This window comes from Pseudomonas sp. B414 (assembly GCF_055408445.1).
Genome location: NZ_JBUZTQ010000015.1, coordinates 50,148 through 75,957, shown reverse-complemented (window position 1 = coordinate 75,957; position 25,810 = coordinate 50,148). Strand labels below are relative to the sequence as shown.

At 58.8% G+C, this 25,810-nt stretch carries 26 protein-coding genes; 16 read left to right on the top strand and 10 right to left on the bottom strand.

All coding sequences use genetic code 11. From position 1 onward, the window contains the following. Positions 1–5: 5 nt before the first annotated feature. The 3 genes from gatB (at position 6) to ACZRMH_RS14560 (ending at position 3,046) form a co-directional block, all read left to right on the top strand. On the top strand, positions 6–1,451 hold the full coding sequence (gene gatB / locus ACZRMH_RS14570; RefSeq protein ID WP_464013972.1) for an Asp-tRNA(Asn)/Glu-tRNA(Gln) amidotransferase subunit GatB: 1,446 nt from the start codon (positions 6–8) through the stop codon (positions 1,449–1,451). Between the two features lie 135 nt (positions 1,452–1,586). Continuing rightward, the gene (locus ACZRMH_RS14565; RefSeq protein ID WP_464013971.1) at positions 1,587–1,958 is read left to right on the top strand and encodes a septal ring lytic transglycosylase RlpA family protein; all 372 of its coding nucleotides are present in this window, start codon (positions 1,587–1,589) and stop codon (positions 1,956–1,958) included. 50 nt (positions 1,959–2,008) lie between these two features. Next, complete coding sequence (locus ACZRMH_RS14560; protein WP_464014011.1) at positions 2,009–3,046, top strand: calcium/sodium antiporter; 1,038 nt, start codon at positions 2,009–2,011, stop codon at positions 3,044–3,046. Between the two features lie 2 nt (positions 3,047–3,048). Here the strand turns inward: ACZRMH_RS14560 and ACZRMH_RS14555 are convergent, their stop codons facing one another. Next, the gene (locus ACZRMH_RS14555; RefSeq protein ID WP_464013970.1) at positions 3,049–3,990 is read right to left on the bottom strand and encodes an AEC family transporter; all 942 of its coding nucleotides are present in this window, start codon (positions 3,988–3,990) and stop codon (positions 3,049–3,051) included. Between the two features lie 64 nt (positions 3,991–4,054). Continuing rightward, positions 4,055–4,612 (bottom strand): hypoxanthine-guanine phosphoribosyltransferase, encoded by a 558-nt coding sequence (locus tag ACZRMH_RS14550; protein ID WP_464013969.1) that lies wholly within the window; start codon positions 4,610–4,612, stop codon positions 4,055–4,057. Positions 4,613–4,777: 165 nt separating this feature from the next. Here ACZRMH_RS14550 and upp point away from each other — a divergent pair, with 165 nt between their 5' ends. After that, on the top strand, positions 4,778–5,416 hold the full coding sequence (gene upp, locus ACZRMH_RS14545; protein ID WP_095001117.1) for a uracil phosphoribosyltransferase: 639 nt from the start codon (positions 4,778–4,780) through the stop codon (positions 5,414–5,416). Position 5,417: 1 nt separating this feature from the next. Then, positions 5,418–6,692, top strand: coding sequence for a uracil-xanthine permease family protein (locus ACZRMH_RS14540; protein ID WP_464013968.1), 1,275 nt, complete (start codon positions 5,418–5,420; stop codon positions 6,690–6,692). Positions 6,693–6,817: 125 nt separating this feature from the next. On the opposite strand, the gene hemH is transcribed toward ACZRMH_RS14540, so the two are convergent. Together hemH and ACZRMH_RS14530 are read right to left on the bottom strand one after the other, a co-directional pair. Then, entirely contained in the window at positions 6,818–7,843 is a 1,026-nt protein-coding gene (gene hemH / locus ACZRMH_RS14535) for a ferrochelatase (protein ID WP_464013967.1), read from the bottom strand. Positions 7,844–7,851: 8 nt separating this feature from the next. Next, positions 7,852–8,760, bottom strand: coding sequence for a TIGR01777 family oxidoreductase (locus ACZRMH_RS14530; protein ID WP_464013966.1), 909 nt, complete (start codon positions 8,758–8,760; stop codon positions 7,852–7,854). Between the two features lie 192 nt (positions 8,761–8,952). Between ACZRMH_RS14530 and ACZRMH_RS14525 the strand changes: the two genes are divergently transcribed. The 10 genes from ACZRMH_RS14525 (at position 8,953) to ACZRMH_RS14480 (ending at position 18,379) form a co-directional block, all read left to right on the top strand. Further along, positions 8,953–9,939, top strand: coding sequence for an NAD(P)/FAD-dependent oxidoreductase (locus ACZRMH_RS14525; RefSeq protein ID WP_464013965.1), 987 nt, complete (start codon positions 8,953–8,955; stop codon positions 9,937–9,939). Between the two features lie 170 nt (positions 9,940–10,109). Further along, positions 10,110–11,078, top strand: coding sequence for a YbgA family protein (locus ACZRMH_RS14520; protein WP_464013964.1), 969 nt, complete (start codon positions 10,110–10,112; stop codon positions 11,076–11,078). 2 nt (positions 11,079–11,080) lie between these two features. Continuing rightward, on the top strand, positions 11,081–12,016 hold the full coding sequence (locus ACZRMH_RS14515) for a MerR family transcriptional regulator (protein ID WP_464013963.1): 936 nt from the start codon (positions 11,081–11,083) through the stop codon (positions 12,014–12,016). 12 nt (positions 12,017–12,028) lie between these two features. Further along, entirely contained in the window at positions 12,029–13,474 is a 1,446-nt protein-coding gene (phrB, locus tag ACZRMH_RS14510) for a deoxyribodipyrimidine photo-lyase (protein ID WP_464013962.1), read from the top strand. Next, positions 13,467–14,237 carry an SDR family NAD(P)-dependent oxidoreductase gene (locus ACZRMH_RS14505; RefSeq protein WP_464013961.1) on the top strand — a complete coding sequence of 257 codons (771 nt, stop codon included), beginning with the start codon at positions 13,467–13,469 and terminating at the stop codon, positions 14,235–14,237. The genes phrB and ACZRMH_RS14505 overlap by 8 nt, the downstream gene beginning before the upstream one ends. Continuing rightward, positions 14,234–15,481: an NAD(P)/FAD-dependent oxidoreductase gene (locus ACZRMH_RS14500; RefSeq protein WP_464013960.1), complete on the top strand. Its 1,248-nt coding sequence runs from the start codon at positions 14,234–14,236 to the stop codon at positions 15,479–15,481. Before ACZRMH_RS14505 ends, ACZRMH_RS14500 begins: the two co-directional genes overlap by 4 nt. After that, positions 15,478–16,278, top strand: coding sequence for a DUF1365 domain-containing protein (locus ACZRMH_RS14495; RefSeq protein ID WP_464013959.1), 801 nt, complete (start codon positions 15,478–15,480; stop codon positions 16,276–16,278). The genes ACZRMH_RS14500 and ACZRMH_RS14495 overlap by 4 nt, the downstream gene beginning before the upstream one ends. After that, positions 16,265–17,536: a class I SAM-dependent methyltransferase gene (locus tag ACZRMH_RS14490; protein ID WP_464013958.1), complete on the top strand. Its 1,272-nt coding sequence runs from the start codon at positions 16,265–16,267 to the stop codon at positions 17,534–17,536. Before ACZRMH_RS14495 ends, ACZRMH_RS14490 begins: the two co-directional genes overlap by 14 nt. Further along, positions 17,529–18,017, top strand: a complete 489-nt coding sequence (locus ACZRMH_RS14485; RefSeq protein ID WP_464013957.1) for a DUF2878 domain-containing protein — start codon at positions 17,529–17,531, stop codon at positions 18,015–18,017. Before ACZRMH_RS14490 ends, ACZRMH_RS14485 begins: the two co-directional genes overlap by 8 nt. Positions 18,018–18,073: 56 nt before the next feature. Beyond that, a complete protein-coding gene (locus ACZRMH_RS14480; protein ID WP_261739662.1) occupies positions 18,074–18,379 on the top strand; it encodes a YkgJ family cysteine cluster protein in 306 nt (101 codons plus the stop codon). 167 nt (positions 18,380–18,546) lie between these two features. On the opposite strand, the gene ACZRMH_RS14475 is transcribed toward ACZRMH_RS14480, so the two are convergent. The 6 genes from ACZRMH_RS14475 to hemA form a co-directional block, all read right to left on the bottom strand. Next, positions 18,547–19,065, bottom strand: a complete 519-nt coding sequence (locus ACZRMH_RS14475) for an acyloxyacyl hydrolase (RefSeq protein ID WP_464013956.1) — start codon at positions 19,063–19,065, stop codon at positions 18,547–18,549. Positions 19,066–19,147: 82 nt separating this feature from the next. Then, entirely contained in the window at positions 19,148–19,939 is a 792-nt protein-coding gene (gene murI, locus ACZRMH_RS14470) for a glutamate racemase (protein WP_464013955.1), read from the bottom strand. Then, positions 19,932–20,687: a molybdopterin-synthase adenylyltransferase MoeB gene (locus ACZRMH_RS14465; RefSeq protein WP_464013954.1), complete on the bottom strand. Its 756-nt coding sequence runs from the start codon at positions 20,685–20,687 to the stop codon at positions 19,932–19,934. The genes murI and ACZRMH_RS14465 overlap by 8 nt, the downstream gene beginning before the upstream one ends. Then, positions 20,681–21,511, bottom strand: coding sequence for a peptide chain release factor N(5)-glutamine methyltransferase (gene prmC / locus ACZRMH_RS14460; RefSeq protein ID WP_464013953.1), 831 nt, complete (start codon positions 21,509–21,511; stop codon positions 20,681–20,683). The genes ACZRMH_RS14465 and prmC overlap by 7 nt, the downstream gene beginning before the upstream one ends. After that, a complete protein-coding gene (prfA, locus tag ACZRMH_RS14455) occupies positions 21,512–22,594 on the bottom strand; it encodes a peptide chain release factor 1 (protein ID WP_464013952.1) in 1,083 nt (360 codons plus the stop codon). Positions 22,595–22,596: 2 nt separating this feature from the next. Beyond that, positions 22,597–23,880 carry a glutamyl-tRNA reductase gene (gene hemA / locus ACZRMH_RS14450; protein ID WP_464013951.1) on the bottom strand — a complete coding sequence of 428 codons (1,284 nt, stop codon included), beginning with the start codon at positions 23,878–23,880 and terminating at the stop codon, positions 22,597–22,599. A 202-nt stretch (positions 23,881–24,082) separates the two neighbouring features. Between hemA and ACZRMH_RS14445 the strand changes: the two genes are divergently transcribed. After that, positions 24,083–25,807 carry a tetratricopeptide repeat protein gene (locus ACZRMH_RS14445; RefSeq protein WP_464013950.1) on the top strand — a complete coding sequence of 575 codons (1,725 nt, stop codon included), beginning with the start codon at positions 24,083–24,085 and terminating at the stop codon, positions 25,805–25,807. Positions 25,808–25,810: the final 3 nt, after the last annotated feature.

Genomic DNA, 25,810 nt, shown 5'->3' with positions numbered 1-25,810 from the left:
AACATATGCAATGGGAAGTTGTGATCGGGCTGGAAATTCACTCCCAGCTCGCCACCCAATCAAAGATTTTCTCCGGTAGCGCCACCACCTTTGGTGCCGAACCGAACACCCAGGCCAGCCTGGTAGACCTGGGCATGCCCGGCGTACTGCCGGTGCTGAACCAGGAAGCTGTGCGCATGGCCGTCATGTTCGGCGTCGCGGTTGATGCCGAGATCGGTCAGCACAACGTGTTTGCCCGCAAGAACTACTTCTACCCGGACCTGCCCAAGGGCTACCAGATCAGCCAGATGGAGCTGCCGATTGTCGGCAAGGGCCACCTGGACATCACCCTGGAAGACGGCACCGTCAAACGTGTCGGCATTACCCGTGCGCACCTTGAAGAAGACGCTGGTAAAAGCCTGCATGAAGACTTCAGCGGCGCCACCGGTATCGACCTGAACCGTGCTGGCACACCGCTGCTGGAGATCGTTTCCGAACCGGACATGCGCAGCGCCAAAGAGGCCGTGGCCTACGTCAAGGCGATGCACGCCCTGGTGCGCTACTTGGGCATCTGCGACGGCAACATGGCCGAAGGCTCGCTGCGTTGCGACTGCAACGTCTCGATTCGCCCGGTAGGCCAGGCCGAGTTCGGTACTCGCTGCGAGATCAAGAACGTCAACTCGTTCCGTTTTATCGAGAAGGCAATCAACAGCGAAGTGCAGCGTCAGATCGAACTGATCGAAGACGGCGGCAAGGTCATTCAACAGACCCGCCTGTACGACCCGAACAAGGACGAAACCCGCGCCATGCGCAGCAAGGAGGAAGCCAACGACTACCGTTACTTCCCCGATCCTGACCTGCTGCCGGTGGTCATCGAAGATTCGTTTATCGAAGAAGTGCGCGCCACCCTGCCGGAACTGCCACCGCAAAAGCGCGAGCGCTTCCAGTCGCAGTTCGGCCTGTCGGCCTACGACGCCAGCGTATTGGCTTCGAGCCGCGAGCAAGCGGACTACTTCGAGAAAGTCGTAAGCATCAGCGGCGACGCCAAGCTGGCGGCCAACTGGGTGATGGTTGAGCTGGGCAGCCTGCTCAACAAGCAGGGCCTGGACATCGACCAGTCGCCGGTCAGCGCCGAGCAATTGGGCGGCATGCTGCAGCGCATCAAAGACAACACCATCTCCGGCAAGATCGCCAAAGTGGTGCTGGAAGCGATGGCCAATGGCGAAGGCAGTGCCGACGAAGTCATTGAAAAGCGCGGCCTCAAGCAAGTGACCGACAGCGGCGCCATTGAAAGGGTGCTGGATGAAATGCTGGCGGCCAACGCGGACCAGGTCGAGCAGTACCGTGCGGCAGACGAAGCCAAGCGCGGCAAGATGTTCGGCTTCTTTGTGGGCCAGGCCATGAAAGCCTCCAAAGGCAAGGCCAACCCGCAACAGGTCAACGAACTGCTCAAGAGCAAGCTCGAAGGCTAAAGCAACTCAAACTGTGGGAGCGGGCTGGCTCGCGATGGTATCGACGCGGTTTTTACAGACACACCGCGCCGCCCGCATCGCGAGCAAGCCCGCTCCCACAGGATTTGGGTTTACTCAGCAATATAAGGATTCCCCATGAAGCGGCTACTCGGCGCCTGCGCCCTGCTCAGCTTGCTCGCCGGCTGTGCCAGCCATGACATAGACCCTCGCGGCTATGACAAAACCGGCATTGCCTCCTATTACGGTTCTCGCCACCACGGCAAGCGAACCGCCAGCGGCGAACCATTCGACCAGAATGCCCTGACCGCTGCCCACCCCGCCCTGCCCTTCGGCACGCGGGTGCTGGTCACCAATTTAAGCAACGACAAATCGGTCGTGGTGCGCATCAATGATCGCGGGCCGCATACCCGTGGCCGTCTGATCGATCTTTCGCGCAAGGCCGCCCAGCAACTGGATATGCTGCGTACCGGGACTGCCAAAGTCCGGGTGCAGGGCTTGAGTGATTAATTGAGGGAGTTGTCGCCATTTTGGGTTTGAGCGCGCTATCACCGTGGAACCTGCTGCAACTGCTCTGCGGCCTCGTACTGTTGATCGCCGGAGCAGAATTGCTGGTGCGTTGTGCCGTGCGCATGGCCGCCAACCTGAAGGTGCGCCCCCTATTGATCGGCCTGACGGTAGTGGCACTGGGCAGCAGCGCACCGCAGCTGACCGTTAGCCTGCAAGCCGCCCTCAGTGACTCCACCGACATTGCCGTGGGCAGTGTGATCGGCAGCAATATCTTCAACATCCTGGTCACCCTCGGGCTCTCGGCGTTGATTATCCCGTTGCGTGTGTCCCGCCAATTGGTGCGCCTGGATATCCCGCTGATGATCCTGGCCAGCGGCCTGGTGTTTGCCCTGGCCCTGAACAAGCAACTCGACCGCCTGGACGGCGTCATCCTGCTGGGCGGCCTGCTGATCTACCTGGCCCTGCTGCTGCGCCAGTCGCGCCACAGCGGCCATCATCACAGCAACCACGACCTGCCCCGCACCTCCTGGCTGCATAACATACTGCTGATGCTCAGCGCCCTGGCTCTGCTCGGGCTTGCTGGCCATTTGCTGCTTGGTGCTGCGGTCACGGTTGCCACCGAACTGGGGTTGTCGGAGCGGATCATCGGGCTGACCATCATTGCGGTCAGCACCTCGCTGCCGGAACTGGCCACTTCCCTGATCGCAGCCTTGCGCGGCCAGCGCGAGATTGCCGTCGGTAACGTGATTGGCAGCAACGTATTCAACTTGCTGGGAGTGCTCGGCCTGACTGCCCTGGTGGCACCCGCGCCCCTTTCCGTCTCGCCCAATGCCCTGGCGTTCGACTTGCCAGTGATGCTGGGGGTCGCAGCGCTGTGCCTGCCGGTGTTCTACACCGGCTACCGTGTCACCCGGGCTGAAGGGCTGCTGTTTCTGGGGCTGTACCTGGCCTATGGGCTGCACGTGGTGTCTTTCACCACCGGCATGCCGCTGGCCGGTAAACTTGAACACCTGATGCTGCTTTATGTGTTGCCGGCGCTGCTGCTGTTTCTGCTGTTCAGTACCCTGCGCGCCTGGCGCAGGCAATAAGACTAAATCCAGCCGCCCCACTGCAACACAAAGATGCCGATATTGGTGGTGATTGCTGCCATCAAGGTGGTGATCACGATAATCGCTGCCGCCAACTCATGATTGCCGTTGGCTGCCCGCGCCATGACATAACTGGCTGCAGCGGTCGGGCTGGCGAAGTAAAGGAATAAAATCCCCAGTTCCGGCCCGCGAAAACCGCAGAGCCAGGCGCCCAAGGTGGCCAGCAGCGGCATGCTGATCATTTTCACCAGGCTGGCGCTCAGCGCCAAATCACCACTTTTACGCAAACTCGCCAACGACAGCGTGCCACCGATGCAAATCAGCGCCAGCGGCAAGGTCATCGCCGCCAGGTACTCACCCGATGCCTGCAACCAGCCAGGCAGGCTGATCTTGAACAGAGCAAACGGTATTGCCGCCAGAACACTGATGATCAGCGGGTTTTTCAGCACGCTTTTGCAGATGCTCCACGGGTCGGACTTGATTACCGGGCTATAAACAGCCAGCACAATGGTCGACAGGGTGTTGTAGAGCAGGATTACCAGGCCGGCGAGCACTGCCCCCAGGGAAATCCCGTAGTCGCCGTACATGCTGGCCGCCAGGGCCAGGCCGATAACCCCGTTATTGCCGCGAAATGCACCTTGGGTGTAGATCCCGCGATCCTCACGGGGGCAGCGCCAGATCGACCAGCCCCAGGCCAGGGCAAAGCTGAGAAAAGTCGCCACGACAAAATAGGCCAGTACCTTGGGCTGCAAAGCCGCCCTCAGGTCCGCATGCAAAATCCCCAGAAACAACAACGCCGGCATGGTGACGTTAAACACCAGTGCCGACGCAGTATGGATAAAGTTGTCATTGATCCAGCCCACACGCTTGAGCACCACGCCCAGAAACAGCATGGCAAACACCGGGGCGGTAATCGTGAGCGTCTGAAGGAATATGGCCAGCATGTCAGCGCTCTCGTGGAGGTATAGCGGGTTGAAGCTCTCCAGGGGAAAGCTTCAGCGTCCTTTCTTACATACCTTTAACGGCATAAATACCAGCGGCATTGCGCCAGTAGCCTTTGTAGTCCATACCATAGCCGAAGACATAGCGATCAACGCACGGCAGACCGACGTAATTGGCCTTCAGGTCCGGACGCGCCTTGCGGTCATGGTCCTTGTCGATCAACACCGCGGTGTGCACCTGACGGGCACCGGCGTGTTTGCAGAACTCGACGATCGCGCTCAGGGTATGACCTTCATCGAGAATGTCATCGATGATCAGAACGTGACGGTCGATAAACGACACTTCCGGCTTGGCTTTCCAGAACAGGTCGCCGCCAGTGGTTTCATTGCGATAACGCGTAGCGTGCAAATATGACGCTTCAAGCGGAAATTTCAGATGGGTGAGCAGCTTGCCGGAAAAAATCAGGCCGCCGTTCATCACACAAAATACCACTGGATTGGTCTCGGCCATTTCAGCCGTGATTTGCGCGCCAACGCGGGCAATGGCCGCCTCGACTTCAGCTTCGGTGTACAGGCAGTCAGCCTCTCGCATGATTTGACGGATATGCTCGAGATCAGCAGACATGACGCTCTCCAGGGGGGGTTGTGCAAGAAAAGCGGGCAAAGGTACGCATCCGCATGGCTCAGATCAAGCATTTATGGACTAACGTGCAGTAATGTCTGTAGGACATCACCCCGGATTAGATTAATCTAGGCCGGTTTTTTTGCCTGCCCCCCGGAGTTTTTCCCTATGCCTATCCGTGAGATACGCCATCCGCTAATCCGTCACAAACTCGGCCTGATGCGTCGTGCTGACATTAGCACGAAGAATTTCCGCGAGCTCGCTCAGGAAGTCGGCGCTTTGCTGACCTATGAAGCCACCAGTGACCTGACCCTCGAAACCTACGATATCGACGGCTGGTGTGGCACTGTCCAGGTTGAAAAAATCGCCGGTAAGAAAATTACCGTCGTCCCTATCCTGCGCGCCGGTATCGGCATGCTCGAAGGTGTACTGAGCCTGATCCCGGGCGCCAAAGTCAGCGCTGTGGGCATTGCCCGCAACGAAGAGACCCTGCAGGCGCACACCTACCTGGAAAAACTGGTACCGGAAATCAACGAGCGTCTGGCGATGATTATCGACCCGATGCTGGCCACGGGCTCCTCGATGGTTGCCACCATTGATCTGCTGAAAAAAGCCGGTTGCAAGGAAATCCGCGCCATGGTGCTGGTTGCTGCACCTGAAGGGATTGCTGCTGTTGAAGCCGCTCACCCGGACGTGACCATCTACACCGCCTCCATTGATGAGCGTTTGAACGAGCACGGCTACATCATCCCGGGCTTGGGCGATGCCGGCGACAAGATCTTCGGCACCAAGCAAAAGGACATTTAACATGCAGGACGAGTTCAACGACCCGCTCTGGCGCCAGATCATCTCTGGCGCGCAGATGCTCTTCGTGGCCTTTGGCGCGTTGGTGTTGATGCCTTTGATTACAGGCCTGGACCCTAACGTTGCGCTGTTCACGGCGGGTCTCGGGACTCTGCTGTTCCAGATCGTGACCCGGCGTCAGGTGCCGGTCTTTCTGGCTTCGAGTTTCGCTTTCATTACCCCGATCATTCTCGCCAAGGGTCAGTTCGGCCTGGCTGCGACCATGGGCGGCGTGATGGCAGCCGGTTTCGTGTACACCTTTCTCGGTTTCGCGGTAAAGCTCAAGGGCACCGGTTTTATTGATCGCCTGCTGCCACCTGTGGTGATCGGCCCGGTGATTATCTCGATCGGCTTGGCCATGGCACCCATTGCTGCGCATATGGCCATGGGCCGTGCCGAAGATGGCTCCGAGCTGATCCACTACCAGACCGCCATGATGATCTCGATGCCAGCCTTGCTGACCACCCTGATCGTGGCCGTATTCGGTAAAGGGATTTTCCGTCTGGTACCGATCATTGCCGGTGTGCTGGTAGGTTTTGGCATGGCGTTCTACTTCGGCGTCGTCGATACCGCCAAGATCGCCGCAGCGCCGTGGTTCGCCCTGCCGCACTTCACCGCACCCGAGTTCAACTGGCAGGCGATTCTGTTTATCGTCCCCGTGGCACTTGCCCCGGCCATTGAACATATCGGCGGCGTGATTGCCGTGGGCAGCGTGACCGGTCGCGACTACCTGAAAAAGCCCGGCCTGCACCGCACGCTGTTTGGTGATGGCATCGCCACCACCGCCGCTGGCCTGCTCGGTGGCCCACCCAACACCACCTACGCCGAAGTGACTGGCGCGGTAATGCTGACCAAGAACTACAACCCGAAAATCATGACCTGGGCGGCGATCTTTGCCATCAGTCTGGCCTTTGTCGGCAAGTTCGGCGCATTGCTGCAGAGCATTCCGGTGCCGGTAATGGGCGGGATTCTGTGCCTGCTGTTCGGTTCGATTGCGGCGGTGGGCATGAACACCCTGATCCGCCACCAGGTCGACCTGAGCGAAGCACGCAATCTGGTGATCGTCTCGGTAACCCTGGTATTCGGGATTGGCGGTGTGCTGATCGGTACGGGGATGGGGCCTGAGGACTTCGGTCTGAAAGGCATCGCGCTGTGCGCCATTGTGGCGATTGCGCTGAACCTGATCCTGCCGGGCAATGACAGCTGGAAGCACAAGAAAGGTGGTGGGCCGGTTATCTAAACGGCAGCCTCCTTACGTCCTGTGGGAGCGGGATTGCTCGCGATAGCGTCACCTCTATCTGACAGATAGACCGAGTTGACTGCCTCGCGAGCAAGCCCGCTCCCACAGGGGTTGCGGCTATACCGCTACAGCGCCAGCGGCGCCCTTTCACACAATGTATTCAACGCCTTTGCCCACTGCGGGTTGTCATTCAGACAAGGCACCAGCAGCAACTCCTCGCCCCCCGCCTCGATAAACTGCTCGCGCCCGCGATCACCGATCTCTTCCAGGGTTTCGATGCAATCGGCCACAAATGCCGGGCACATCACCAGAATCTTCTTCACCCCCTGCTTGGCCAATGCATCCAGACGCGCCTCGGTGTAGGGTTCGATCCACTTGGCCCGGCCCAGACGGGACTGGAACGCCACCGACCACTTGCCCTCAGGCAAACCCATACGTTCGGCAAATGCCTGAGCAGTACGCAAGCACTGCGCCCGATAGCAGGTCGCCAATACGGCGGGCGATGCATTCTGGCAACAGTCGTCATTCTTGAAGCAGTGGTTACCGGTCGGGTCGAGCTTGTGCAAATGCCGCTCGGGCAAGCCGTGAAAGCTCAGCAGCAGGTGATCATAATCCTGCTCCAGATGCGGCCGGGCGCTCGCCACCAGAGCATCCAGATACTCAGGCTGATCGTAGAACGGCTGCAAGATGGAGAACTGCACAGGTAGTTTTTTTGCCTTTACCACCCGTTTGGCTTCTTCAATCACCGTGGTCACGGTGCTGTCGGCAAACTGTGGGTAAAGCGGCGCCAGGGTGACCTTTTTGATGCCCTGGGCAGCCAGACGGGTCAGCACGGTTTCAATCGATGGCTCACCGTAGCGCATGGCCAGCTCAACCGGACCCTGGGTCCACTCGCTGGTCATTACCTTCTGCAAGCGGCGGCTGAGCTCTACCAATGGCGAGCCTTCCTCCCACCAGATCGAAGCATAGGCATGGGCCGACTGCTCCGGGCGCTTGATCAGGATCAGCGATACCAGCAAACGGCGTACCGGCCACGGCAAGTCGATCACGTACGGGTCCATCAAAAACTGGTTCAAGTAGCTGCGTACATCGGCTACCGAAGTAGACGCCGGCGAACCCAGGTTAACCAGCAACAGCGCGTGGTCGGTCATGCAACATCCTATTTCAGGGGCGGGCGGGCTACATCATCGAGCGCCGCGCGCAAATCGGTGAACTGAAAAGTAAAACCGGCTGCCAGCAACCTCGCAGGTATCGCCCGCTGGCCACCCAACAACAAACCGGACATCTCGCCCAGCAGCACGCGCAATACAAATGCGGGCATGGGCATAAACGCCGGACGGTGCAACACCTGGCCCAGAGTCCGGGCAAACTCGACATTGCGCACCGGATGCGGCGCGCAGGCATTATAAGGACCGCTGGCGGCATTCTCATGCACAAGAAAATCAATCAGGGCGATTTGGTCCTGGATATGAATCCATGGCATCCATTGCCGACCATTGCCTATCGGCCCGCCCAATGCCAGCTTGAAGGGCAACAACAGGCGTGACAAAAAGCCGCCCCCGGCTGCCAGCACCAGCCCGGTGCGCACCAGCACCACGCGGATACCCAAGACCTGGGCACGTTGCGCAGTCTCTTCCCAGGCGATGCACAGGTGGCTCGCGAAATCTTCGCTCACAGGTGGCGAGTCTTCAGTCAGCTCGCGCTCACCGCCGTCGCCATACCAACCCACGGCCGAACCGGAGATCAGCACCGAAGGCCGTTGCTCACGGCTTTCCAGCCAGGCCACGAGGGTTTCGGTGAGGGTGATGCGGCTGCTCCACAACAAGGTCTTGCGCTTGCGCGTCCAGGGTCGATCGGCAATCGGCGCACCGGCCAGATTGATCACCGCATCAATGGGTTCCTGCCCAAGCTCTTCCAGCAGGGCAATGCCCTTGACCTGGGCACCGCATAAACGGGCCACCTGTTCAGGGCGTCGGCTCCATACACTGAGGCGATGACCTTGCGCCAGCCAGTGACGACAGAGCTGACGCCCTATCAAGCCTGTACCGCCGGTCAGCAATATGTGCATGAGTTGATCCTCGCAAGGAGTTTTATCGGGAGCACTGGTCTATTTTTATATAAAGACCTTTTATCGATCTTCGACCTGATTTAAGAATAGGCCACATGGATCTGGAAGAAGCACTAAAACCTATACTAAAAAACAGAATTGTACAGGTATTGCCGACGGCGTAGTCTGTGCAAACAGAGATCGGGGGCCATAATGACTGTACCTATCGCAATTATCGGTGCCGGCATAGCCGGGCTGGCTGCTGCAAACTCCCTGCACAAGGCGGGGCATGCCATTCAACTTTTCGATAAAAGCCGTGGCAGCGGCGGGCGCATGTCGAGCAAGCGCAGCGAAGTCGGGGTACTGGACCTGGGGGCTCAGTATTTCACCGCACGTGACCGGCGCTTTGTCGATGAAGTCCAGAATTGGCAAGCCCAAGGCTGGGCTGTCGAGTGGGAACCGCATCTGTACCACTACAAAAATGGCCTACTGACGCCCTCCCCTGACGAACAGACCCGCTGGGTTGGCACGCCGCGCATGAGCGCCATCACCCGTGGCCTGCTGGGGCAGTTGCCGATCAGCTTTTCCTGCCAGATCACCGACCTGATTCGCGGTGAAAAGCACTGGCACCTGCTGGATGCTGAAGGTGAAGAGCACGGCCCGTTCAGCCACGTCATCATCGCCACACCGGCGCCCCAGGCCACCTCCCTGCTGTCCAGCGCACCGAAACTGGCAAGCACGGCTGCGGGGGTAAAAATGGAGCCTGCCTGGGCCGTAGCCCTGGCCTTTGAGTCACCACTCGATACGGCCATGGAAGGTTGCTTTGTGCAAGGCAGCCCGCTGGACTGGCTGGCCCGCAACCGCAGCAAGCCCGGACGCGACAGCCAGCCTGACACTTGGGTGTTGCACGCGACCAGCGCCTGGAGCAAACAGAACCTCGACCGGCCAAAAGAATCGGTTATCGAGCACTTGCACGGAGCATTTGCCGAGTTGATGCACTTCCCTACCCCAGCACCGATTTTCAGCCTGGCCCATCGCTGGCTCTACGCCCGGCCTGCCGCAGCCCATGAATGGGGTGCATTGGCAGATTCCGACCTGGGCCTGTATGCCTGTGGCGACTGGTGCCTGTCGGGCCGCGTGGAAGGGGCATGGTTAAGCGGGCAGGAAGCGGCGCGCCGATTGATCGAGCACCTTGATTGAATTGCATAACGTAGCAGCAGCCTCGTTCCTGCGGCAGCTGCTACGAGAATTAACATCTCCTTGCGCGAATACTTGTACAAGAAATTTGACTTGTACAAGGCAAGGCCTATGATGACTCTAAGTTGTACATCAACAAAAAGATGTACAAGTAATTCTTGGAGGTTCGTCATATGGCCAGCACCGTCTCTACCCGGCACAAACCGAAAATCGCCATCAGCGCCTGCTTGCTGGGAGCCGAAGTGCGGTTCAACGGTGGGCATAAAGAGTCGCGGCTGTGCAGCCAGGCCTTGAGTGAACACTTTGACTTTGTGCCGCTGTGCCCCGAGGTCGCCATCGGCCTTGGCATTCCTCGCCAGCCAATACGCCTGATAGGCAACCCGACCCAACCCCAAGCTGTTGGCAGCGTCGACAGCACCTTGAACGTAACCACACCCTTGCACAATTACGCCGTGGAAATGGCCGCGGCGCATACCGATATCTGCGGCTACATCTTTATGCAGAAGTCGCCGTCTTGCGGCCTGGAGCGGGTCAAGGTGTATCAGGACGGCGGGCGCCCGGCCGAATTGAGCGGGCGCGGTATTTATGCCCGGGCATTCTGTGACGCCCACCCTGACCTGCCCGTGGAAGAAGACGGTCGTTTGAATGACCCGGTGCTGCGCGAAAATTTCATGACCCGGGTCTATGCCTACAGTGCCTGGCAAGACCTGCTCAAACAGGGCATCACTCGCCGCTCACTGACCGAGTTTCACGCCCGCTACAAATACCAGCTGATGGCCCATCATCCGGTGCAGTACAAAACCCTCGGCCATTTGCTCGGCAGCCTTGGCAAGCAAGACCCGCGCAGCATCGCACCGCAGTACTTCAGCGAATTGATGAAAGCGCTGAAAAAATGCGCCACCCGCCGCACCCATACCAATGTGCTGCAACACATCAGTGGCTACCTCAAGCAATCCATCAGCCCTGAAGACAAGCAGGAAGTGCAGCAACTGATTGGCCAGTACCTGCACGGCATCGTGCCACTAGTGGTACCGCTGACCCTGCTCAAACACCACTTTCGCCTACACCCTGACCCTTACATCTCGCGCCAGGTTTACCTGCAGCCGCACCCGGAAAACCTCAGCCTGCGCAATGCGATCTGACCATGGATGATGACCTGATCATGTCCAACACCCCTGACACCGACTACAGCCAGGCCTTGGCTGAAGGCTGGTTGCCCATCCGCGAAGTGTCACGTATCACTGGCGTTAATGCCGTGACCTTGCGCGCCTGGGAGCGCCGCTATGGCCTGATCGTGCCGCACCGCACGGCCAAGGGCCATCGCCTGTTCTCAACCGAACATATCCAGCGTATCCAGCACATTCTGCTGTGGCTTAACCGCGGGGTGTCGGTCAGCCAGATCAAGCCGCTGCTCGACACCCCTGCCACTCAAACCGAAACACCTGACAATGACTGGCTGGCGTGGCGGCAAACCATGATCGAGTCCATCAGCGAGCTGGCCGAGCGCCGCCTGGATGACTGCTTCAATCAGGCCATGTCGCTCTACCCCGCCCGCCCGCTCTGCGAGCAACTGCTGCTGCCCTTGCTGAACGATCTGGAGCAGCGCTGGCAAGGGCAATTCGGCGCGCAACTGGAGCGCGTGTTTTTCCACTCCTGGCTGCGCAGCAAATTGGGCGCGCGAATTTATCACAACAACCGCACGCTCAAGGGCGCACCGGTATTACTGATCAATCAGTCGGATCTGCCTTTCGAGCCGCAGCTGTGGCTCACCGCCTTGCTGGTCAGCAGCAGTCACTGCCCGGTCGAGGTGTTCGACACACCAGTGCCCAGCGGGGAACTGGCATTGGCCGCCGAACGTCTCAGCGCTAGCGCCGTAGTGCTCTTTTCAAGCAAAACCCTCAACACCCAGCAGTTGCCAAAACTGTTGAGCGGTATCCATTGCCCGATCCTGATTGCCGGACCAACGGTATGCATCCACTTCGATCTGTTGTCCGTAACTACAACCGAGATCGCAGGATTGTGCCTGGCCCACGACCCGCTTGAGGCCCATCAACGCCTCAGCCAACTCGGCCTTTTATAGCAAGGAATTGACATGCAACTGATCTGGCTGCGCAGCGACCTGCGCCACATTGACAACACCGCTCTGAGTGTCGCGGCCAAGCGCGGCCCGACCCTGGCCGTGTACCTGATCAGCCCCGAGCAATGGCTGGCCCATGACGATGCGCCGTGCAAAGTCGACTTCTGGCTGCGCAACCTGCGCACCCTGAGTGACAGCCTGCAACAGCTCAATATCCCGCTGCTGATTCGTACTGCACCCACCTGGGAGCAAGCACCTGCAGTGCTTCTTGAGCTGTGCCAACAGCACGGTATTGAAGCCGTACACGCCAATCAGGAATACGGCATCAATGAAACCCGTCGTGACACGGCCGTGGCGCAAACCCTTGAAGCCCAGGGCATCGAGTTTCATGACTATCTGGACCAGTTGCTGTTCCAGCCGGGTAGCATCCTGACCCAGTCCGGTTCGTATTTTCAGGTGTTCAGCCAGTTCCGCAGAATCTGCTACAACCGTCTGCATATGGCCTTGCCACAACTTGTCGCCAGCCCCAACGCACAAGCATCGCTGAAAATAGAACGCGACAGCATTCCTCAATCCGTTGCCGGTTTTGCAACGCCCGGCCAATCGCTGCAGGCGCTTTGGCCAGCCGGTGAGGCAGAAGCCCGCCAGCGCATGGCGAACTTCGCCGATGAGCAGATCCACTACTACCAGGATGAACGCGACCTGCCCGCCAAACCCGGCACCAGCCAGCTGTCGGCCTATCTCGCAGCGGGGGTGATCTCACCGCGCCAATGCCTGCACGCCGCACTGCAAAGCAACAATGGCGAATTTGAAAGCGGCAGCCCTGGCGTATTCACCTGGATCACGGAGTTGCTGTGGCGCGAGTTTTACAAACATATTCTGGTGGGTTACCCACGAGTCTCGCGCCATCGCGCCTTTCGCCCGGAAACCGAATTTCTGCCCTGGCGTAATGCCCCGGATGAACTGGCCGCCTGGAAACAGGGGCGCACGGGTTTTCCGATTATTGATGCGGCCATTCGCCAACTGCTGGAAACCGGCTGGATGCACAACCGCCTGCGCATGGTAGTGGCGATGTTCCTGACTAAAAACCTGCTGATCGACTGGCGCGAAGGCGAGCGTTTTTTTATGCAGCACCTGATCGACGGTGATCTGGCCGCCAATAACGGCGGCTGGCAGTGGAGTTCATCCACCGGCACCGACTCGGTGCCGTATTTCCGCATTTTCAACCCGCTGACCCAATCAGAGCGCTTCGACCCCGAAGGTAAATTTATCAAGCACTGGCTACCTGAACTGGCAGACCTGAATAAAAAACAGGTACACAACCCGGCTTCAATTGGCGGCCTGTTTGGCGTAGCCAACTACCCGGCCCCCATTGTCAACTTGAGCCAAAGCCGCGACCGTGCCCTGAGTGCGTTCAAGAACCTGCCCTCACGGCAGATGCTCGAGGTGAGCCATGGTTGACCCACGGCGGATCTGGCTCACGGGCGCCAGCAGCGGGATTGGCGCGCAGATGGCCGAGGTGCTGCTCGACAGCGGCGCCCGGCTAGCGCTGACCGCCCGCACACTGGAGCCGCTAAAGGCCTTGTCCGACCGTTACCCCGGACAGGTACTGCTGGTGCCCGGCGACCTGACCGATAGCCTGCAGGTACGCGAAATCGGTAAACGCATCGCGCAAGCCTGGGGCGCGCTGGACACCGTAATCCTCAACGCCGGCACCTGTGAATACGTGGATGTTCGCCAGTTCGACGCAGCCCTGATCGAACGCGTGGTGCGCACCAACCTGCTGGCCAGCAGCTATTGCCTGGAAAGTGCTCTCCCTCTGCTGCGTGCAGGTTCACGCCCGCATCTGGTGGGTGTCGTCAGTTCGGTCACCTACTGGGCGCTGCCACGGGCCGAAGCCTATGGCGCGTCAAAGGCCGGCCTGCGCTACTTGCTCGAATCGCTGCGGATCGATCTGGCCCAGGAACATATAGACGTCACCCTGGTCAGCCCCGGGTTTGTCGACACGCCGCTTACCGAGCACAACGACTTCCCGATGCCCATGCGCTGGCCCGCGCAAAAGGCGGCACGGCATATTTGCCAGCGCCTGGAAAAACGCCCGCTGGAAATTGCCTTCCCCACCCTGTTTATCGCCACGTTGCGACTCTTGGCGAATCTGCCAAAACGCCTGCAAGTCGCACTCGGCAAACGCCTGGCTCGTACCTCTGACGGTAAACCATCATGAAGATCGCAATCATCGGCAGCGGTATTTCAGGGCTGACCTGCGGCTACTTGCTGCACAAGGAACACGATATCAGCGTGTTTGAAGCCAGCGACTGGGTCGGTGGCCATACCCATACCGTCAATGTCAGCGTCAAAGGCCAGTCCTATGCCGTGGACACCGGTTTTATCGTGTTCAACGACTGGACTTACCCCAATTTCATCAAGCTGATGGAGCAGTTGGGGGTTAGCTCCAAAGCTACGCAAATGAGCTTTTCAGTGCACGACACTGACAGCAATCTCGAATACAACGGCAACACCCTCAACAGCCTGTTTGCCCAGCGCAGCAACCTGTTATCGCCCGGCTTCTGGGGCATGCTGCGCGATATCTTGCGCTTTAACCGCGAAGCCATCCGCGACCTGGACGAGCAACGCATTGCCAGCGACACCCAGCTGGGCGACTACCTGCAGCAGCGGGGCTATGGCTCACGTTTTATCGAGCACTACATCGTGCCGATGGGGGCCGCCATCTGGTCCATGTCCCTGGCCGACATGCTGGCCTTCCCTGTGCAATTTTTTGTGCGGTTCTTCAAGAATCACGGTTTGCTCAGCGTCAGCAATCGCCCGCAATGGCGTGTGATTGAGGGCGGTTCCAGCAGTTATATAAAACCGTTGAGCGCAGGGTTTGCTGACAAAATCCGCCTCAACTGCCCGGTGATCCAAGTCGCGCGCAATGAAGAAGGCGTTCTGGTGCATAGCGTTGGTGGTACTGAAGCCTTCGATAAGGTGATCTTTGCCTGCCACAGCGACCAGGCCCTCAAACTGCTGGCCAAGCCCTCGACTGCCGAGCAGCAAATTTTGGGCGCGATGCCCTATGCCGACAACGACGTGGTACTGCATACCGATACCCGTTTGTTGCCAGATCGAAAACTGGCCTGGGCCAGCTGGAATTACCGCCTCGGCGGTGCAGGGCAAAAACGCGCTGCCGTGACCTACGATATGAATATCCTGCAAGGGATTGAGAGCGAGACCACCTTCTGCGTCAGCCTCAATCAAACCGCTGCGATTGACCCGCTCAAAGTGCTGGCCAGTTACAGCTATGCCCACCCGCAATACAGCCTTGACGCCATCGCCGCACAAGCGCGCTGGCAAGAACTGGTGGGCGCACAGCACAGCTACTTTTGCGGTGCTTATTGGGCCAACGGCTTTCATGAAGATGGCGTGGTCAGCGCATTGCGCGTGGCCCAGGCCTTTGGCCAGCAGCTATGAACAGCGCCCTGTACAGCGGCTCAATCGCCCATCGACGCTTTGCGCCGACCACCCATGCGTTCCGCTACCAGATCGGTTTGCTGTATCTGGACCTGGACGAACAGGACGCTGTACTCGGGCTTTCACCCCTGGCTGGCAAAAGCCGCTTTGCACCCTTCTCCTTTCGCGAAACCGATTACCTGAAAACGTACACCGCAACCGGCATGCGCCTGATCGATGCGGTACGCCAGCAAGCAGGCATTGCTTTAGGCCATATGCCGCAAGGCCCGATCTGCTTGCTGACACAAGCCCGCAGTTGGGGCCTGTCCTTTAACCCGGTGAGCTTCTTTTACTGTTACGAGGCTGACGGGAAATTGGCTGCCATCTTGTGCGAAGTCACCAATACGCCCTGGCGCGAACGGTACCACTACGTGATTCCGGCCCAGGGCGACGGTTTTCAACATGCCAGCGTAGCCAAGGCCTTTCATGTCTCCCCCTTTCTGCCGCGGGATCTGGAATACCGCATGAGCTTCAGCCCGCCCGGCCCCCGGCTCGGGGTGCATATGGCGGACTGGCAAGGCGAGCTGAAACTGTTCGACGCCACCCTCAACCTGCAACGCACACCGCTGGACCGCACGGGCCTGCATCGCTACTTGCGGCAGTTTCCGTGGATGACCGCGAAAACCTGCCTGGCCATTTACTGGCAAGCCATGCGCCTGTTTCTCAAACGTACACCGATTTTTTCCCATCAGGCCGCCGACGGCGCCTTTCGCATTGCCGCCCTGCAACCCAAGGATCAACGCCATGAAGAGCCATAGCCTGGTGAGCAAAAACTCACGCTCAACCACTCACAATCTAACCAGTGCGCTGCTGCGGCGTGGGGTCATGCGCCAACTTGGCCAACTGAAAAACGGCCATCTGGTCGTCATCGAAAACGGTGAACGCCTGATGTTTGGTGATTGTGGCGCCGGACTGGTGGGCGAAGTACAGATTCACGACACCAGTGTCTGGGGCATGATCGCCAGCAACGGCTCGATCGGTGCCGGCGAGGCCTTTATTCATGGCTATTGGAGCTCGCCCGACCTGACCAAGGTGGTACGGGTGCTGGTCAGCAATATGCAGGTGCTCGATGCCATGGAAGGTGGCCTTGCCCGCCTCGGCCGTCCGCTGATCCGCGGCTTGCACTGGGTCAATCGCAATACCCGCAAAGGCTCGCAAAAGAATATTGCCGCCCACTACGACCTGGGCAATGAGATGTTCGAGCAGTTTCTCGACCCGACCATGATGTATTCAGCCGCACAGTTTTTAACGGCTGACGACACTCTGGAGCAAGCGCAGCTCAACAAGCTGGAACGCATCTGTCAGAAACTCGACCTCAAGCCTGAAGACCATTTGCTCGAAATCGGCACCGGCTGGGGCAGTATGGCGTTGTTCGCAGCCCAGCATTACGGCTGCAAGGTCACCACTACAACGCTGTCCAAAGAACAATTCGACTACACCCAGGCCCGTGTCGAGGCTCTGGGCTTACAAGACCAGGTGACTTTGCTGCTGGAGGACTACCGCGATCTGACCGGGCAATACGACAAGCTGGTGTCGATCGAGATGATCGAAGCGGTGGGGCATCACTTTCTGTCGAGCTATTTCAAGCAATGCTCCCACCTGCTCAAGCCCCGCGGCCTGATGCTGCTGCAAGCCATCACCATTCGCGAGCAGCGTTACGAACAAGCGAAAAGCAGCGTGGACTTTATCCAGCGCTATATTTTCCCCGGTGGCGCATTACCCAGTGTGCAAAAGATGCTCGAAATCGTCGGCAAGGACACCGACATGAATCTAATGCATATGGAAGACTTCGGCCTGCATTACGCCAAGACCCTGCGCCTGTGGCATGAGAACTTTCGCCGCGCCCACGGTCGTCTGACGGAACTGGGCTACGACGAATACTTTCTGCGTCTGTGGGAGTTTTACCTGTGCTACTGCGAAGGTGGCTTTCTGGAGCGCAGCATCGGCACCGCACAACTGTTGCTGGCCAAACCGCAGGCCATGCCCGAGCCATTGCTCGGCCGCTTCAATGCTTAAGAATCTGGCCAACGCCGGGCTGTTCCAGCTCGGCTGGTTTGCCTGTGTGCTGGGCGGCAACAGTCTGTGGTTACTGCTGGCGGGCGGCGCCCTGCTGGCTCACTTGCTGTGGATAAGTCGCTCGCTGGCTGAGGTACGACTGGTGGTCGTCGTGTGCGTGCTGGGCAGCGCGGTGGACAGCCTGCTGCTCAATGCCGGGGTGTTCGCCTTCAAGCAACCCGGCATCTTGATTCCGTTCTGGCTGGTGCTGCTGTGGGCACTGCTGGCCATCACCTTGAATCATTGCCTGGCCTGGACCGCCAAACCCTGGTGGCGGGCTGCCTTACTGGGTGCCATCGGTGGATCGCTGTCGTATTACGCGGGGCAACGTCTGGGGGCGGTGCAATTCCCCCAGGGGCTGTGGCCGACTTTGCCAGGGTTGGGACTGTTGTGGGCGGCATTGTTTCCCTTGTTGCAATGGATTGCAGGCAAATATCGGTAACTGCGTTCATCAGCACATTCACACCTGATGGCGGCACTGCCTTACACTGCGCGCCTATGACCAACATCCCCCTGACCGAAATTACCGAACCCGCCGTCACCTGTTCGACGTGCGCGGCGTGCTGCTGCCAGCTGGAAGTGATGCTGATCACCGACACCGGCGTGCCCGAGCGCTTTATCGACAACGATGACTGGGGTGGCGAAGTGATGCTGCGCCTGGATGATGGCTGGTGTGCGGCCTTGGACCGCAACACCATGATGTGCACCATCTACGAGAAACGCCCGCTGATTTGCCGCGAGTTCGAAATGGGCGAAGTCGAATGCCTCAATGAACGCCAGGGCATTGCAACGGCGTATCGCTAGACAGCCATTTTTCCAGGAGCTGTGTGGTCTGGCTGGCAAACCGAGGCGATGCTATCGCGAGCAGGCTCGCTCCCACATAATGAGCCCGACAAGGTCCGAATTTTGTGAGCAGCGCAAAACCTGTGGGAGCTGGCTTGCCTGCGATGCAGGCGGCGCGGTCTGGCAGGCTACAGCGGCATCGTGTAATGCAGCGCATAGCTTTCTACGCCGTCATTGGTGCTGGAAATCCCGGCATTGGAGTAGTGAGTTGCACGGACCCCGACCTCATGCCCACCCGCAAAGCGCAGGCCAAAGCCAATTCGGTCTTCAAACTGGAACGCCGTGCCCAGCTTGTTGCCTTCGACTTCGGTATGGGAAAACAACGCCACCCCGATCCCGGCCTCAACATAGGGTTTAACCCTTTCACCGGCAAATTCGTACACCAGCACGGGCGAGAACGACAGGCTGTTACTCGCGGATGACTTGTCACCTTCCCAGTAGGTGTAAGCCCCATCCCAATAACCAGTAAGACGCCCCACATCACTTTGCAGCCAGCTTTTATCCCAATCGGACTTCAAGCCCAGACGATAGGTCTTGGTTGATTCGCTGGTGTGTCCTACCCCAAATTCAAGCCCGGCAGCCTGTGCCGTCAAACTTTGCCCCAGTGCTGTGGCTGCAAGCGCAGCCAAAAAAAACAGTCGCTTCATAAGAAAATCCTATTTTCATATGCCCATGTCGGTAGTTATGCGCTTCACCAGGCAGGCGTAATGACCCATAGATCAGGTTTTTTTACAGACCGAAGCTTCGCACAACACCAGATTTATTCCACAACATAGGTAGGATATTTCCCAAGTGTTCAGGTGAAGCACTGGTCCAGAACCGGGTTTCAGCAGGCGGGCCAACTGCCAGCAGCTCTTGCTCAGCCAACAAGCGCTTGAGCTGGCGGGCCACGGCGGCGCCGGTATCGATCAGGGTGATCGAAGAGGGGAGCATCTGACTCAACAGAGGCTTGAGGAAGGGGTAATGGGTGCAGCCCAGAATAATGGTATCGCAACCTGCTGCCAGCAACGGTTCAACATAGCCGCGCAACAAGGTGCGCAAGGTTTCGCTGTGCAGGTCGCCCGTTTCGATCAGTTCCACCAGGCCCGGGCAAGGTTGGGTAATCACCCGCACATCACTGGCAAAGCGATCGAGCAAGGCGGCAAATTTGGCGCTTTGTAACGTGCCAGTGGTAGCCAGCACCCCCACCACACCGCTGCGGGTGGCCGCTGCCGCCGGTTTGACCGCAGGTTCCATACCGACCATGGGCCAGCTCGGGTAACGCTGACGCAAATCCGCGACCGCTGCCACTGTCGCGGTGTTACAGGCCAGCACCAGCGCCTTGGCGCCTTGCTGCTGGAAAAAATCAGCCATCACCGCGCAGCGCTGACGAATAAACTCGGGGCTTTTTTCGCCATAGGGGATATGCCCGCAGTCAGCCACGTAAAGCAGCGACTCGTTTGGCAATAGAGCGTGTATCTCCTTGAGAACCGACAAGCCGCCGACACCGGAGTCGAAAACGCCAATTGGCGCCTCACTCATGGCCAGTCCCGCACACGCTGCAGGCAGGGTCGCGCTTGACCCGCAATTCGCGAAAACGCGTGCTCAAGGCATCGACCAGCAACAGTCGGCCCACTAGCGGCTCACCAAAACCCGCCAATAGCTTGAGTGCTTCAAGGGCTTGCAAACTGCCGATCACCCCCACCAAGGGGCCAATCACTCCCGCTTCGCTGCAGGTCAGTTCCGCTTCGCTGCCGTGCCCGTACAGGCAGTGGTAGCAAGGGCTGGTGCTCTGGCGCGAATCAAATACCGACAACTGCCCCTCAAGGCGAATCGCCGCGCCGCTGACCAAAGGCTTGCGCGCCGCAACACAGGCCCGGTTCACCGCCTCACGGGTGGCAAAGTTGTCGCAGCAATCGAGCACCAGATCCACAGCAGCAACGGCGTCGGCCAGCGAATCGGCATCCAGCGCCGAGCGATGGGCAATCAGTTTGATCTGCGGATTGATCAGGCGCAGCCGACGCAATGCCGAATCGACCTTGCTCTCGCCGATATTGGCAGTGTCATGAATGATCTGACGCTGCAAATTGGTCAGGTCAACACTGTCGAAATCGGCCAGGTGCAGCTCGCCGACACCGGCGGCTGCCAGGTACAGCGCAACGGGCGAGCCAAGCCCACCCAGGCCGACAATCAACGCCCGGCTGTTTTTCAGCTTCAACTGGCCGTCGATATCCACCTGTTGCAACAGGATCTGTCGGCTATAGCGCAACAGCTCCTCATCGGTCAGCACGGCAGGCGACCCAAAGTGATGCGCTCGTGGCCGCCCAGATCCTTGCGGCTTTCAACCTGAGCAAAACCTGCGTCCAGCAACAGCTGGCGAACAGCGGCGGCCTGGTCGTAACCATGCTCAAGCATCAACCAGCCCCCCGCATTCAGGTGCTGCGCAGAGGCGCTGATGATCTCGCGGATATCGTCCAGGCCGTCGGCTCCGGCGACCAGAGCGCTTTCAGGCTCGAAGCGCACATCGCCTTCAGCCAGGTGAATGTCACCGGCCGCTATATAAGGCGGGTTGCTGATAATCAGGTCAAAGCGCTGGTCGGCCAGGGCACTGAACCAGTGACTGGTAAACACATTGACGTTTTCCAACTGCAAACGCTGGCGATTGCGTTCGGCGAGGGCCACGGCCTCAAGTACGCGATCGACTGCGGTAACATGCCAGGCGCCACGCTCACTGGCCAGGGCCAGGGCAATTGCACCGCTGCCAGTGCCCAGATCCAGCACCTTGGCCGGGGTTGCAGGCAGCAGGTCCAGCGCGGTTTCCACCAGCAACTCGGTGTCCGGGCGCGGGATCAGAGTATGCGGTGCCACTTCCAGATCAAGGTTCCAGAAGCCCTGTTGGCCCAGAATATAGGCCACCGGCTCACCAGCACGGCGACGCAGCAAGTACTCGGCGAAGGTCAACGCCGCTTCGCTGCTGACAATTTTCTCGGGCCATGTGTGCAGATAACTGCGCGATTTGCCCAGGGCAGCGGCCAACAAAAGTTCCGCATCGAGACGGGCCGTTGGCGAATCAGGCAGTTCGGCAGCACGCAACAAGCTGGCAATAATAGTCATTTATTCACCCAGGGCTGTCAGTTGATCAGCCTGAAATTCCGCCAATAGAGGCTCGATAACGGCATCAACGCCGCCAGCCAGTACGTCATCCAGGGAATACAGGGTCAGGTTGACGCGATGGTCGGTCACTCGCCCCTGCGCGAAATTATAAGTGCGGATGCGCTCGGAGCGATCCCCCGAGCCCACCAGCGACTTGCGCTCGCTGGCAATGGCATTGGCCGCGGCGCTGGTTTGCTGGTCATTCAATTTGGCCGACAGCCAGGACATCGCCCGCGCCCGGTTTTTATGCTGGGAACGCTCTTCCTGGCACTCCACCACAATACCTGAAGGCAAGTGAGTAATTCGAATCGCCGAGTCGGTCTTGTTGACGTGCTGACCACCCGCACCCGAAGAGCGGTAAGTATCAACGCGCAAATCGGCCGGGTTGATCTCGATGGCTTCCTGCTCGTCCGGCTCGGGCAACACGGCCACGGTACAGGCTGAAGTATGGATACGGCCTTGGGACTCGGTGGCGGGTACACGCTGCACGCGGTGCACACCGGACTCGAACTTCAGCTTGCCGTACACATTCTCGCCTTCGACACGGGCAATGACTTCTTTATAGCCGCCATGCTCACCGATGTTCTCCGACAGGATTTCCACCCGCCAGCCACGACGCTCGGCGTAACGCGAGTACATGCGAAACAGGTCACCGGCAAAAATCGCCGCCTCGTCGCCACCGGTACCGGCGCGAATTTCGAGGAACACGTTGCGCCCGTCGTTAGGGTCCTTGGGCAACAGCATGCGCTGCAGGTCTTTTTCCAGCTCGATCAGCCGCTCTTTGGCTTCACGAACTTCTTCGACCGCCATTTCACGCATGTCCGGGTCACTGTCCTTGAGCAACGCCTGGGCGCCTTCAAGGTCGGCCTGCACTTTGAGCCACTGTGCATAAGCCGCAACAATGGGTTCAACTTCGGCGTATTCCTTGGAATAGGCGCGGAATTTGGTCTGATCAGAAATGACTTCGCCATCGCCAAGCAACGCGGTCAGTTCTTCAAAACGGTCCTGGAGGATGTCCAGCTTATTAAGCAGTGACGCTTTCATTACTATTTTTTATCCGCAGAGCTATGCGATGAGCCCTCACCGAGGGCAAAAAGTTCTTGGGCCATGGCCAGCGCATCGAGGCGGCCTTCGGCAGAAAGCTTTTTCAACTGGACGCTGGGGGCGTGCAGCAATTTATTGGTCAGGCCGCGCGCCAGTTGTACCAGCACCTCTTCAGGGTTGCTGCCGTTGGCGAGCATGCGCTGAGCCTTTTGCAGTTCCTCGTCGCGCAGACGCTCACTTTGCTGGCGGTAGGCTTTAAGCACATCCACAGCCGCCAGTTCACGCAAGCGCACCATAAAATCGTCAGCGCCGATGCTGACCAGCTCTTCTGCCGCCTGGGCCGCGCCCTGACGACTCTTGAGATTCTCAGCAACCACTTCATGCAAGTCATCGACGGTATAGAGGTAAACGTCGTCCAACTCGCCGACTTCAGGCTCGATATCGCGGGGAACAGCAATATCGACCATAAAGATCGGCTTGTGCTTGCGCAGCTTCAGGGCGCTTTCGACCGCGCCTTTGCCCAGAATCGGCAACTGGCTGGCCGTGGAGCTGATCACGATATCGCTGTGTACCAACTCTTGAGGAATATCCGACAGCAATACCGCGTGGGCGCCAAACTGCTCAGCCAGGGTGCTGGCGCGCTCAAGGGTGCGGTTGGCCACCACGATACGCTTGACTCCCAGGTCATGCAGGTGACGGGCGACCAGGGTAATGGTCTCGCCTGCACCGATCAGCAAGGCCTGACTGCGTTGCAGGTCACTGAAGATCTGCTTGGCCAGGCTAACGGCGGCAAAAGCGACCGAAACCGGGTTTTCACCGATGGCGGTGTCGGTGCGCACTTGCTTGGCCGAATTGAAGGTGGCTTGAAACAAGCGCCCCAACAACGGCCCGACAGTACCCGCCTCACGCGCCACGGCGTAGGCCGACTTCATTTGGCCGAGGATTTGCGGCTCGCCCAGCACCAGTGAGTCCAGCCCCGACGCCACGCGCATCATGTGACGAACGGCAGCATCGTCCTCATGGATATAGGCGCACGCACGCAACTCATCGAGGCTCAGATTGTGATAGTCAGCCAGCCACTTCAGCACGGTGTCGGCGCTGAGGTGGTCCTGCTCTATATAAAGCTCACTGCGATTGCAGGTGGAGAGGATCGCAGCTTCGCGACTGTCGGTTAGGCGGCAGAGCTGCTGCAAGGCCTCAACCAACTGCTCTGGAGTAAAAGCCACGCGCTCGCGGACGTCTACTGAAGCAGTCTTGTGGTTAATACCGAGTGCAAGGAAGGCCATTCAATATCGCTGATGATGACGAGAAGCCGACAATTGTCCTACTTCGCCAGATTGAGAACAACCATTGCTGACTATTGTCTCTATAGTTAACGTCTGTTGAACACATCATCAGCCCCCGGATATCGATAGTCGCACCTGTTATGGTTTGCACCATCGCATGTGTCATGATGCCCAGACCGCAGGTAAGTCGCCCATCTCTTATATGAATAGATCCTCCGCGTTGCTCCTCGCCCTCGTCCTTCTCAGTGGCTGCCAGGTCCTGGCCCCCACGTCCCCGGATGATTCATCCGCGGCCGAAGACGTCACCTCCGTCCCGGAAAAACCCACGGTCTACAGCTCGTTCAGCGAAGAAACGCTGTACAGCCTGCTGAGCGCCGAATTGGCCGGTCAGCGTAATCGCCTGGATATCGCACTCGATAACTACGTGACGCAGGCGATCAATACGCAAGACCCCGGCATCTCCGAGCGGGCCTTTCGTATCGCCGAGTACCTGGGCGCCGACCAGGCCGCACTGGATACTTCGCTGATCTGGGTCAGAAATGCCCCGGACGATATTGAGGCGCAACGTGCTGCTGCCATTCAATTGGCGCGTAATGGCCGTTATGACGAATCCCTGGTGTACATGGAGAAAGTTCTGCAGGCCAAGGGTGATACTCACTTCGATTTCCTGGCCCTGTCGGCCGTAGAAACCGATGCAGAAACCCGTGCGGGCCTGCAAAAGAGTTTTGACAGCCTGCTGGCCAAACACCCGGACAACGGCCAGCTGATTTTCGGCAAGGCCTTGTTGATGCAACAGGACGGCGATGCCGAAGGCGCGCTGAAACTGCTGGAAAAGAACCCGCCGCAAAACGGTGAGGTCGCCCCGATCCTGTTGCGCGCGCGCTTGCTGCAAAGCCTCAACCGTGGCGATGAAGCGTTGCCACTGCTGAAAAGAAGCATCCGCCAGTACCCCGACGACAAGCGTCTGGGCCTGACCTATGCGCGCACTCTGGTCGAGCAGAACCGCATGGCCGAGGCAAAAGTTCAGTTTGCCAGCCTGGTGGAGCAATACCCCGAAGACGATGAACTGCGATTCTCGCTGGCACTGGTTTGCCTGGAGGGCAAGTCCTGGGACGAGGCCGAAGGCTATCTGCAAGAGTTGCTCGAACGCGACAGCCATGTCGACTCGGCGCATCTGAACCTGGGCCGGATCGCCGAAGAGCGCAATGATCCCGAGGGCGCACTGATCGAGTACGCACTGGTAGGCCCCGGCAATGAGTATCTGCCTGCCCAACTGCGCCAGGCGGACATTCTGGTCAGTCACGGCCGAGGTGCCGAGGCGTCAAAAAAACTGGCAGCAGCCCGTGGCGAACAACCTGACTACGCCATTCAGTTGTACTTGATAGAAGCAGAAACCCTGGCCGCGAACAATCAGACCGAGCGTGCCTGGAGCACTCTGCAACAAGCACTCAAGCAATACCCCGACGATATGAACCTGCTGTACTCACGGGCCATGCTGGCCGAAAAACGCAACGATCTGGAGCAGATGGAGCGCGATTTACGCGCCATCATCAAGCGCGAGCCTGACAATGCCATGGCATTGAACGCACTGGGTTATACGCTTTCGGACCGGACAACCCGTTATGCCGAAGCAAAAACGCTGATCCAGCAAGCCTACGACCTGAGCCCCGATGACCCGGCAGTACTCGATAGCCTGGGCTGGGTGAATTTCCGCTTGGGCAATCTCGATGAGGCCGAACGCTTGCTGCGCCAGGCGCTGGAACGCTTCCCGGATCAGGAAGTAGCCGCTCACCTGGGTGAAGTCCTGTGGGCAAACGGTAAGCAGCGTGAAGCGAAAAAAATCTGGGGCACTTTTCTTAAAGAAAATCCTGACAGCCCTATTCTGCGCAAAACCATTTTGCGCCTGACCGGATCAGAGACTCTTTAACTC